Consider the following 11,378-nt stretch of genomic DNA (forward strand, 5'->3'; position numbering starts at 1 on the left):
ACCGCCGCGCGCGCGGCCATCGACGCGCAGCACCGCGTCCGGCAGATCCGCGTTCCGCCGAGCGACGGCGGCGGCGTCGACATTGCGCCGCCGCTGCGCGACGCGCTGCGTGCGTACAAGCAGGCGCTCGTCGGCGCGATCGACGCGCGGCTCGCGTGCAGCGACGAACAGGTCGACCCGGCCGCGCTGAAACGCACGCTCGCGACCGCGCTCGGCGTGCCCGCTCAACCCACTACCCAGTTTAAAGACGGCGAATCGGCATTCGGCCGCAATCCGGACGTCGGCGTCGAACGCGGCGGCACGTCGCGCCCGTTGCTGTTCGTGCGCGCCGGCTTCGACATCGATTGCGGCGACGACAACGTGCTGACCGCGTACGCCTGGGAAAACGGTACTTGGCGGCGCGTGCTGCGCTGGCAGGCCGGCGACTACAAGGACATCGGCGGCGCGTATGGCGCCGGCTTCTGGTTCTCGGCGCTACCCGGCGGGCAGGTCGCGGTCGTCCACGGCACGCCGTGGTGCGCATCGCGCTGGAGCCAGTTCGCCGTGGACGTGATCGCGCCGGCCAACGGCTCGGCCGTGCAGCGCACGGTGTTCCATTCCGAGAACAGCTACGTGCTCGACGAAAACCCGATCCGGTTCAAGGTGCGCCCCGACGGCTTCGAGGTGCGGGCGACGGTCGGCTCGAAGGACAGCGACGTGATGACGCGGCCGGGCGTCTTCCGCTATCGCGTCGACGGCGGCACCGTGCAGCGCGTACAGCCCGTTGCGCTCAACGGCCGCGATTTCGTCGACGAATGGCTGAAGGCGGACGATGCGCTGGCGCGCGAATGGAGCGAGCCCGCCGCCGCAGCGGCCGCGCTGAAAGGCCGACAGGTGTTCGAAAAGGCCAGCAAGACTGCCGACAGGGGGTTCGCGTACGGCCCGGTGCGCAGTTGCTCGGACAGCAAGGACCGCTTTCAGGTCGAACTGGATCTGACGGGCAACACCGGAGAAACGGTCGCGCGGCACTATGCGCTGATTCGCCAGGAGCGCAACGGGTTCACGCTGCTCGGGCTGAGCACGGCGGCCGAGCCGGCTTGCCGCGGCGCGAACCTGATGCCGCAGCACTGAACGGCGGGCGCGCGCGCCGCAACGGCCGCGCGCATCGACTGTCGGCGGCCAAGCGAAACGGTGCGGGTGGCCGCGGCGAAGCCGGACGGCAACCCGCACGCAGGCCGCACCGCCTGCCCATCACTGGCCGCGCTGCGGCTCGAACACGAACGGTTGGGTCAGCATGAACGGGTTCGCGGTCGCGCCCGTCTGCACGCAGGTCGCGTGCGTCATCGCGTCGATGGCCGCGCGATCGGCCGCCGCATTGCGGCTGCTCGTGGTCACCGTGACGTTCTGCGCCTCGCCGGACGTCGTCATCAGCGCGCGCACGAGTACGGTCGCCGGGCGCGTGAGCGGCTTCGCGGTATCCGGATAGACGGCACGCGGAATGTGGCAGGTCAGCTTGCTTTCCTGCGACGACGACAGCATCGCGCAGCCGGAAAACAGCATCGCGACGGCGGGCAGGATCAGGTAGGTCGAGCGAATAGCCATGGTCGAATATCGTTCTTGAGCACTGTTCCGGACGCACGCGACACGCACCTGGGAACATTTCCCGGCCGCACCGCCTGCATCACACTGCGCCGCGGCCATCGGACCGGCGCCCCGTTACGGCCGCACGACCGATCGATGCCCGGCCGCGATCCTGCGTGGTGAACTTCCCGGATGGCCGGGGTACTGCCCGTGCTGACGCCGGCACAGGCCCTATGCGAGCCGGTACGCACGCGCTTTCGCGCATTGTGCACGCGCCACCCGGAAAGCGGCGTCGATTTGACAATGGTTGACGCGAATCGCCGCGCGTTCAGCCGGAATCCGCGCAATCCGCGAGGTAATCGCTACTCGGCCGGATTCACCGGGTTCGCGCCCGGCAGTTCGGCCCGACGCACACCGCGACTTCCTCACCGCGCGGCACATGCCGGTATTCCCCGTCCGGCAGGCGCTGCGCGCATCAATCCGAATCGTCGTCGTCCTCATCGTCGGCCGCATCGGCCGGCACTTCGCCGTATTTCGCGACGACCGCCGCCTTGAACGGCTTCAGCGCCGGCTGCTGATCGCACAGCTTGTACAGCGCCGCCAGTTGCTGCGGCCAGTCCTTCAACTCCTTCGCAAACACGTGCAGGCGCGCGACAGTGTCAAGCGCATCGGTGTTGCGGCCCGCCAGCGCCTGCAGCGCCGCATAGCGGCGCAGCACCGTCTCGCCGGGCAGCAGCGCGATCGCGCGTTCATGCGCGGCGAGCTTGGCCGGCAGGTCGTCCGCCGAAATCGGCAGCAGCGTGGCCGCGCCATATTCGCCCCACGCGCCGAACAGCAGCGACGGTGCATCGCGGTACTGCGCGGCCGGATCGCTGCCGTAATACAGCACTTCCGCACGCTGGTAGTCGCGCAGCACGGGCACCGCCGCCAGCACGCCGCCGACCGACAGCACCGCGAACAACCCGAACGCTGCGCGCCCCGGCAGGATGCGCAGCGGCTTCACGTCGAGCAGCCCGATCACGAACATCGCCGGCAACAGGAAGAACATGTACTGCTGCGGATACTCGACCAGCGCGTGCATCAGCAGGATGCCGATCAGCGCGAAGCCGAACACGCGCATGCTCGACTGCGGCGCGCGCACCGCACGCACGAACCACGTCACGAGCGTGACGACGAGCACGCCCAGGCCGACGAGGCCGGACTTCGCGAGCAGGTCGATGAAGATGTCGTGCGAGTTGTTCGCGATCTCGACGCCGCCGAGCGAGCGCACGAGCGCGAACTGGTGCGACGGGAACTCGCCCCAGCCGACGCCGAGCAGCGGATGCTCGCGGAACATCGCGAGCCCGTACTTCCACAGCGCGAGACGCGGCGCGATCTGCCCCGCGTCGCGCATCCGGTCGGCCGCGGATTCCGCGAGATTCAGGTGATAGTGCACGTTGGCCCAGCGCACCGCGACGTTCACCGCGATGAACGCCACCGCGAGCACGACCGGGATCAGCCACGCGCGCGCATTGCCTGGCGCACGACGCGATTCGAGCCACGCCATCCAGAAGCCTGCGACGACCATGACCCCGACCTGCAGCCACGGCCCGCGCGACACCGTCAGCGCGAGGCCGACCGACAGCACGATCGACAGCGCGAACCACGCCCATACCGCGAGCCGGCGCGTCTGCACGAGATACAGCGCGCCCGCGAGCGCGAACGCGATGTAGCTGGCCAGATGGTTCGCCTGCGCCATGTTGCCGTACGGACGGCGATCGACCGCGACGTTGTACATCACGACGAACGGCGACAGCGCCGACTCGAGGTGGAACAACTGCGCGATCTGGGTTCCGACCGCGAACACGCCGCCGATGAGCAGCGCACCGGCCATCATCCGCGACACGGCCTCGGCCAGCCCGTCGCGCGCGAGCGCATAGCCGGCCTGCATCGCGACCAGCGCGGCGGCAAGATAGCCGACCGCCAGCCAGTTCATCGACGGCACCTTGAGCGGGATCAGTGCGACCTGCGCGATGAGCACCACGGCGAACCCGAGCGGAGCGACGAACGCGGCCGGTGCCGCAAACGGCTCGGCCGGGCGACTCGTGCGCGCGAGCAGCACGACGGACACCCCCACCAGCAGATACAGCACCAGCGCGGAAAACTCGGAATAGAAGGTCGGGATCGGATACGTGTGATTCGTGATTGCGTACGGCACGATCAGGGCGACAGCCAGTGCAACGAGCGGCAACGAACGGGAAAAAGTGGAGGGCATGAGCGAACCGGATGTCAGCAACCGGCGCACTATACAAAACTTTCCCTCCTCTGTGCGGGGCCTTCGCGCCGCGACCCGACGCGGGACGACCGCCCGGGCCGGCTGAAGCGGCGGCCGACATGCTGCCCGCGCCGCCCTGCCCCTCCGCCGGCACTACGCGCGGCACTCCGCCGGCGCATATTTCGCAGGCAGCGTCGCGGCGTCGCCCGGCAACGGCCCGGCCCCCGGCGCCGGCAGCGACGATGCATCCTTGCCGGCGGCGAAGCACTCCCACGCGATCGCACCGGCCTGCATCGCGCCCTTTTTGAGCGGCACGCGCGCGGTGGGCGCATCGGCCTTGTCGGGCGCGGACGGCACGAGCACCAGCGTATTGGCGCCAGCCGCGGCGACGCGCGTGGTGAATGCGACCGTGATCTGGCCGGTCGCGCCGTCGATCGCGACGGATTCGACATTGCGGGTCGCGGCCGGCGGGCTGTAGCCGCCATCGAGGCTCGTGCCGCTTGCGACGTTGTCGGCGACGGCAAGCCGCGCGGACGACGCGAGCGCGAGCCCCTCGCCGACGCGCGAGCGCGCCAGGTAATCCTGGTACGCGGGAATCGCATAAGCCGCGATCACGCCGACGATCGCCAGCACGATCATCAGTTCGATCAGCGTGAAGCCGGCCGGCCGCCAGCGCGGCGACGGCCGGTTCGCGCGCCGCAGATCGGCGGCCACGCGACGGAACAGGGAAATGGAAAAGGCTTCGAACATGGCAGGCTCCGGAAACGAAAAACGCCTGCCCGTAAAGGCAGGCGTCTCGATCGTAGCCAGCGGGCCGTGAATCCGGCAGTCGGCCGGACGGCCAGTAGTCAGTGCGCGTGCGGTACGTCGCGGCGTTTCCTGAGCGTGTAACCGATCGCCACGACGAACAGCGCGCCTGCGATGCTCGCGCCGTAGAGGACCTCCGGCGTATCGAGCACCGGCCAGCGGTCGCCGACCGGGTCGTTCACGATCAGTCCGCCCGCGATCCAGCCGAGCAGCCCGGCGCCGAACGCCACGACGATCGGGAAACGGTCGAGCAGTTTCAGCACCAGCGTGCTGCCCCACACGATGATCGGCACGCTGACGACGAGCCCGAAGATCACCAGCGCGATCCGGTGCGACGGGTCGGCCTGCTCGGCCGCGCCGGCGATCGCGATCACGTTGTCGAGGCTCATCACCGCATCGGCGATCACGATCGTCTTCACCGCGTCCCACAGCCGGCTGGCCGGCTTGATGTCGTCGTGCGCGTCGGCGGCCGGCGCCATCAGCTTGATGCCGATCCACAGCAGCAGCAGCCCGCCGCCGAGCTTCAGGAACGGCACGTCGAGCAGCGCGACTGCGAACGTGATCAGCGCGACGCGCAGCAGGATCGCCCCCGCGGTGCCCCAGATGACACCGCGCAGCCGCTGGTTCGCGGGCAGGTTGCGGCAGGCGAGCGCGATCACGACCGCGTTGTCGCCGCCGAGCAGGATGTCGATGACGACGATCTGGAGCACGGCGCCCCAGTGCAGCGATGTCAGGAATTCGAGCATGGCGGTGAGGACAGGACAGCGGCCGCCACGCAGGCGGCCCGGTTCATCGCCGGCACATGCGCGATGCATGCCCGGTGCTTACGAATTCATTGCGCGAGCATAACAAAAAACGCCGGCAAAGCCGGCGTTTTCTGCAGGACGAACCCAGGGGAAATATTACAGCGCCTTCTTCAGCAGACGGCCCATTTCCGACGGGTTGCGCGTGACGGTGATGCCGCACGCTTCCATGATTTCCAGCTTCGCTTCGGCCGTATCCGCACCGCCCGAGATCAGCGCGCCGGCGTGGCCCATGCGCTTGCCCGGAGGCGCCGTGACGCCAGCGATGAAGCCGACGACCGGCTTCTTCATGTTGTCCTTGATCCACTCTGCCGCATTGGCTTCGTCCGGACCACCGATTTCGCCGATCATCACGACCGCATCCGTGTCCGGATCGTCGTTGAACATCTTCATTACGTCGATGTGCTTCAGACCGTTGATCGGGTCGCCGCCGATACCGACTGCCGACGACTGGCCGAGGCCGAGTGCCGTCAGCTGGGCAACCGCTTCATACGTCAGCGTGCCCGAACGCGACACGACGCCGATGCGGCCCTTGCGGTGGATGTGACCCGGCATGATGCCGATCTTCAGCTCGTCCGGCGTGATCGTGCCCGGGCAGTTCGGCCCGAGCAGCAGCGTCTTGCGGCCTTCACGGCGCATGCGGTCCTTCACTTCGATCATGTCGCGGACGGGGATGCCTTCCGTGATACAGATCGCGAGATCCAGATCGGCTTCGACCGCTTCCCAGATCGCAGCTGCTGCGCCTGCCGGCGGAACGTAGATGACCGACACGGTCGCGCCGGTTTCTGCCTTCGCTTCCTTGACGCTTGCGTAGATCGGAATGCCTTCGAAGTCTTCGCCGGCCTTCTTCGGGTTCACGCCCGCGACGAATGCTTCGCGGCCGTTTGCGTATTCACGGCAGGCGCGCGTATGGAACTGACCGGTTTTGCCGGTAATGCCCTGCGTGATGACCTTCGTGTCCTTGTTGATCAGAATCGACATGTATTTTGACCTCTGTTCGATTGGCGTCGCGAGCGAACCGCGCCGCCATGCGTGTTCATTAGCGCGCGCTTACTTGCCTGCGGCAGCCGCGACGACCTTCTGCGCAGCTTCTTCCATGCTGTCCGCCGAGATGATCGGCAGGCCCGAATCGGCCAGCATCTTCTTGCCGAGGTCCTCGTTCGTGCCCTTCATGCGCACGACGAGCGGCACGTTCAGGTTCACGGCCTTCGAACCGGCGATCACGCCTTCCGCGATCACGTCGCAGCGCATGATGCCGCCGAAGATGTTCACGAGGATCGCCTTCAGATCCGGGTTCTTCAGCATCAGCTTGAACGCTTCGGTGACCTTCTCGGTCGTCGCGCCACCGCCGACGTCCAGGAAGTTCGCCGGCTCGCCGCCGAACAGCTTGATGGTGTCCATCGTCGCCATTGCCAGGCCTGCGCCGTTCACGAGACAGCCGATGTTGCCGTCGAGCGAGATGTACGCGAGGTCGAACTTCGACGCTTCGATTTCAGCCGGATCTTCTTCGTCCAGGTCGCGGTAAGCGACGATTTCCGGGTGGCGGAACAGCGCGTTCGCGTCGAAGTTGAACTTCGCGTCGAGTGCGGTGACCTTGCCGTCGCCCGAGACGTTCAGCGGGTTGATTTCAGCCAGCGATGCGTCGGTTTCCCAGAATGCCTTGTACAGGCCTTGCAGGATCGCGCGCGCTTGCGGAATCGAAGCAGCCGGCACGCCGATCTTCGCGGCGAGGTCGTCGGCCTGAGCGTCGAGCAGGCCCGTCGACGGCTCGACGATGACCTTGTGGATCAGTTCCGGGTGCTTCTCGGCGACTTCTTCGATGTCCATGCCGCCTTCGCTCGAACCCATCAGAACGATCTTTTGCGACACGCGATCGACGACGAGGCTGACATACAGTTCCTGCTTGATGTCGGCGCCTTCTTCGACCATCAGACGGTTGACCTTCTGGCCTTCCGGACCGGTCTGGTGCGTGACGAGCTGCATGCCGAGGATCTGGTTCGCGTATTCGCGAACCTGCTCGATCGACTTCGCCACCTTCACGCCGCCGCCCTTGCCACGGCCACCCGCGTGAATCTGAGCCTTCACGACCCAAACCGGGCCGCCGAGCTCTTCTGCCACCTTGACGGCCTCGTCAACCGAGAACGCCGGCTTGCCGCGCGGTACCGCGACTCCGAATTTCCGCAGGATTTCCTTACCCTGGTACTCGTGAATCTTCATGCGTGATTCCCTTCAGTCTGAGAGTTGGATGAAAAGTCGCTTTAGACGCTTCTTCGAATGATTTCCGTTCATTCCTTCGTGCTGCCATCACCGGGCACGTCCGGCCGGCTCGCGCCATACCAGCGCGGGTAGTACTGCCGCACGACCTCACCGTCGAACCGCAACGCCCGGCAGCGGCCGAGCTGGAAAGGCGCTTCTTCGTGTGCGCCGTCATGATCCGGCCCTTCGCCCCCCTCTTCGCGCACGTTCCACACATCACCGGCGAACGCCTGAATCGCTGCCGTCGGCAGCACGGCGCACAGTTCGGTGAGATGGGAGCAGCCTGCGACGCCGGCGAGCAGCCGGTTCGCGTTGCGGCGGAAATTGCGGAAGAGATTGAGCCCGATGAGGGCCCGATAGGCGGGAGGGGCGGATTGACAGTGACCGGGATAGGGAACCCATTCCGAAGACGCTTCGGCGTCGACGACATTGAGGTCACGATCGATAGTCACGCGCAGCGAGAGTTCGTGGATCGGCAGGCCCTGGGGCCGGATGCCCGACGCAAGCGCGACATCGCGCGGCTTGTGGTCGGTCAGGCAGGCTTCGATGTCCCACAAGCCGTCGCCGCGCTCGTAAGCTTCCGCTCGGATTGCGCGTTGATGTCGCAACTGACGGGGCACGGGCTCGGATAGCGGCATGCTGGAGGTTGAGGCCGAAGAGGAAAACCCGTGGATTTTAGCATATTGGGTATTTGAGACAGCTTGACGCGACGGCGGGTATTCCCGCCTGTCCGGAAATGGTTGCGTTGCAGCAAAATCGCGCGCCACGCGCGCGATCGGCGCGGTCAGTCGTCGATCAGGAAATCGTCGCCGACTTTCAGCAACTTCACGATGGTCGCGCTCGAGAAGCCGCGCGCGGCGAGAAAGCGCGCCTGCTTCGCACGCTCGGCCGGCGTTTGCGGCAGTGCACCGAATTTCTTGCGCCAGACCGCCTGCGCACGCGCCCATTCGGTCTCGCGGAGCTGCGCGTTCACTTCCTCGACGAGCGTGTCGCCCACCGCATGACGCTTCAGCTCGCTGACGATGCGTGCGACACCGACGCGCGACGCGCGACGATGCACGAGGCTCTCGGCAAAGCGCGCGTCGGACAGCCAGCCTTCCTGTTCCAGCGCATCGAGCACCGGCTCGACGGACTCGTCTTCGCCGACGTAGGGCGCGAGCTTGCGCGCGAGTTCCGCGCGGCTGTATTCGCGGCGGGATAGATAGCCGAGCGCGCGGCCCTTCAACGATCGCTGAGGCTTCGACGACTTGCGCTCGGTCGCGCCCGGAGCGTCACCTGGCGAAGCACTGGAAGAAGAAGCGCCCGACGCGCGACGTGTGCGACGCGGATGCTGGCTGCTGCGCGTATAGACATCTTCCCTGGCCGGCGCCGATGCATCGGCTGCGCGATCGCCCGGGAAGCTGACACAGGACACGCGACGACGGGAGCGGTCGTGCGCATCGAACGACTCATCGTCGTCGAATGGATCATCCGGTGCGGTAATCTCAAACGAAACGAGGGCATCGTCGGATGCCCTCGTCGCGGTGCGGTTCGCGGCATGGCTGCCTGCGACCCGCCGATCGGCGCCCGAGGATCCCGCTCGCCGGCCGGAGCGACCCGCCGTTTCGGGCACGTCGCTCTCCTCCGGCTCGCCAGCCTGACCTCGGCGCCCGACCATCACTCTTCTTCGTCCATCGCCTCGGCTTCGTCCAGGCCAGCACCATCGGGCATGGTGACCACGCCAAGCGATTCGCGAATGCGGTTCTCGATCTCGCGTGCGATTTCCGGATTCTCGCGCAGGAATTCACGCGCGTTGTCCTTGCCCTGGCCGATCTTCTCGCCGTTGTAGCTGTACCAGGCGCCCGCCTTGTCGACGATCTTCGCCTGCACGCCGAGATCGATGATCTCGCCCTGACGCGAAATACCTTCGCCATACAGGATGTCGAAGATCGCTTCGCGGAACGGCGGCGACACCTTGTTCTTGACGACCTTCACGCGGGTTTCGTTGCCGATCACCTCGTCGTTCTTCTTGATCGAGCCGATCCGGCGGATGTCGAGACGCACCGACGAGTAGAACTTCAGCGCGTTACCGCCCGTCGTGGTTTCCGGGTTGCCGAACATCACGCCGATCTTCATCCGGATCTGGTTGATGAAGATCACCAGGCAGTTCGTGCGCTTGATCGTGCCGGTCAGCTTGCGCAGCGCCTGCGACATCAGGCGGGCCTGCAGACCCGGCAGCGAATCGCCCATCTCGCCTTCGATTTCGGCCTTCGGCACGAGCGCCGCGACCGAGTCGATGACGATCATGTCGATCGAGCCCGAGCGCACCAGCGCGTCGGTGATTTCAAGCGCCTGCTCGCCGGTGTCCGGCTGCGAGATCAGCAGCTCCGGCACGTTCACGCCGAGCTTCGCTGCATATTGAACGTCGAGCGCGTGCTCGGCGTCGATGAACGCCGCCGTACCGCCGATCTTCTGCAGTTCGGCAATGACCTGCAGCGTGAGCGTGGTTTTACCGGACGATTCCGGACCGTAGATCTCGACCACCCGGCCGCGCGGCAGGCCGCCGACGCCGAGCGCGATATCGAGACCGAGCGAGCCCGTGGACACGACCTGGATGTTCTCCGTCGCCTCGCCGTCGCCCATGCGCATGATCGAGCCCTTGCCGAACTGCTTTTCGATCTGGGCAAGCGCGGCGGCCAGCGCCTTGCTCTTCTCGGCGGTCATCCCGGAGCCCTTCTTGCTATCTTCCATGAATCGTCCTTTGCTATGATGAGCAGCGTCTGTTAGAGGCGCGCCCGCTTTCAAGCGCCGCCCACGAATGCAGACACTGTATAAAAAAACAGTGTTTTGTGCAAGCCCGCAATGCAGGCTGCGTTGTACACGAATAACTTCGGAGACAGCCGGCCGGCGCGAACGCCCTGCCGGCCATCGGTCAGCATCATGCGAATTCTCATCGCGGAAGACGACAGCATACTCGCGGACGGCCTCACCCGGTCACTCCGCCAATCGGGCTATGCGGTCGACCACGTGAAGACCGGTGTCGACGCCGATACGGCGCTGTCGATGCAGACGTTCGACCTGCTGATCCTCGATCTCGGGCTCCCGAAAATGCCCGGGCTCGACGTGCTCAAGCGCCTGCGCGCCCGCAATTCCAATCTCCCCGTGCTGATCCTGACGGCCGCCGACAGCGTCGACGAGCGCGTGAAGGGGCTCGACCTCGGCGCCGACGACTACATGGCCAAGCCGTTCGCGCTCAACGAGCTCGAGGCGCGCGTGCGCGCGCTGACCCGGCGCGGCGCGGGCGGCGGCCCGACCGTCGTGCGCCACGGCTCGCTCGCGTTCGACCAGGTCGGCCGCATCGCGTATGCGAACGATCACGTGCTCGATCTCTCCGCACGCGAGCTCGGCCTGCTCGAGGTGCTGCTGCAGCGGATCGGCCGGCTCGTGTCGAAGGAGCAGCTCGTCGACCATCTGTGCGAATGGGGCGAGGAAGTCAGCAACAACGCGATCGAAGTCTACGTGCACCGGCTGCGCAAGAAGATCGAACCCAGCGGCGTACGGATCTCGACCGTGCGCGGCCTCGGCTATTGCCTCGAAGTGGCACACGACGCGCCTTTCATCCGGCCGACATACGCATGCGCTACGCTGACGCGCGATACAGAGGGGAGAGGCCGAGTCGTGTTCGATCAGCTGAAGGCGTTCCACGCGACCGTCCGGCA

Annotated in this window: 12 protein-coding genes; 2 read left to right on the forward strand and 10 right to left on the reverse strand. The window is 66.4% G+C overall.

The annotated features are described in order from the left end of the window. The coding region (locus G3N61_RS35460; protein ID WP_205824689.1) for a hypothetical protein at positions 1–1,110 on the forward strand (1,110 nt) is incomplete at its 5' end. A 120-nt stretch (positions 1,111–1,230) separates the two neighbouring features. On the opposite strand, the gene G3N61_RS35465 is transcribed toward G3N61_RS35460, so the two are convergent. The 10 genes from G3N61_RS35465 to G3N61_RS35510 all read right to left on the reverse strand — a co-directional run bounded on the left by G3N61_RS35465 (position 1,231) and on the right by G3N61_RS35510 (position 10,601). Continuing rightward, the gene (locus G3N61_RS35465; protein ID WP_089451216.1) at positions 1,231–1,581 is read right to left on the reverse strand and encodes a TonB family protein; all 351 of its coding nucleotides are present in this window, start codon (positions 1,579–1,581) and stop codon (positions 1,231–1,233) included. 454 nt (positions 1,582–2,035) lie between these two features. Beyond that, positions 2,036–3,814, reverse strand: coding sequence for a Wzy polymerase domain-containing protein (locus tag G3N61_RS35470; RefSeq protein WP_205824690.1), 1,779 nt, complete (start codon positions 3,812–3,814; stop codon positions 2,036–2,038). Between the two features lie 153 nt (positions 3,815–3,967). Next, entirely contained in the window at positions 3,968–4,564 is a 597-nt protein-coding gene (locus tag G3N61_RS35475) for a pilin (protein ID WP_205824691.1), read from the reverse strand. A gap of 98 nt (positions 4,565–4,662) precedes the next feature. After that, on the reverse strand, positions 4,663–5,367 hold the full coding sequence (locus G3N61_RS35480; protein WP_089451482.1) for a TerC family protein: 705 nt from the start codon (positions 5,365–5,367) through the stop codon (positions 4,663–4,665). Between the two features lie 156 nt (positions 5,368–5,523). Further along, the gene (sucD, locus tag G3N61_RS35485) at positions 5,524–6,405 is read right to left on the reverse strand and encodes a succinate--CoA ligase subunit alpha (protein ID WP_006477916.1); all 882 of its coding nucleotides are present in this window, start codon (positions 6,403–6,405) and stop codon (positions 5,524–5,526) included. A gap of 69 nt (positions 6,406–6,474) precedes the next feature. Then, complete coding sequence (sucC, locus tag G3N61_RS35490; protein ID WP_205824692.1) at positions 6,475–7,641, reverse strand: ADP-forming succinate--CoA ligase subunit beta; 1,167 nt, start codon at positions 7,639–7,641, stop codon at positions 6,475–6,477. Positions 7,642–7,709: 68 nt separating this feature from the next. Then, the gene (locus G3N61_RS35495) at positions 7,710–8,318 is read right to left on the reverse strand and encodes a DUF2889 domain-containing protein (RefSeq protein ID WP_205824694.1); all 609 of its coding nucleotides are present in this window, start codon (positions 8,316–8,318) and stop codon (positions 7,710–7,712) included. A gap of 146 nt (positions 8,319–8,464) precedes the next feature. Beyond that, a complete protein-coding gene (recX, locus tag G3N61_RS35500; protein WP_205824693.1) occupies positions 8,465–9,337 on the reverse strand; it encodes a recombination regulator RecX in 873 nt (290 codons plus the stop codon). After that, complete coding sequence (recA, locus tag G3N61_RS35505) at positions 9,337–10,410, reverse strand: recombinase RecA (protein WP_043190741.1); 1,074 nt, start codon at positions 10,408–10,410, stop codon at positions 9,337–9,339. Before recA ends, recX begins: the two co-directional genes overlap by 1 nt. A 50-nt stretch (positions 10,411–10,460) precedes the next feature. Beyond that, complete coding sequence (locus tag G3N61_RS35510; RefSeq protein WP_155292077.1) at positions 10,461–10,601, reverse strand: hypothetical protein; 141 nt, start codon at positions 10,599–10,601, stop codon at positions 10,461–10,463. Between G3N61_RS35510 and G3N61_RS35515 the strand changes: the two genes are divergently transcribed. Beyond that, on the forward strand, positions 10,600–11,378 hold a 779-nt coding region (locus G3N61_RS35515), incomplete at its 3' end, for a response regulator transcription factor (protein ID WP_241018053.1). The genes G3N61_RS35510 and G3N61_RS35515 overlap by 2 nt on opposite strands.

Source organism: Burkholderia sp. Ac-20349, from assembly GCF_017104865.1.
Taxonomy (GTDB): domain Bacteria; phylum Pseudomonadota; class Gammaproteobacteria; order Burkholderiales; family Burkholderiaceae; genus Burkholderia; species Burkholderia aenigmatica.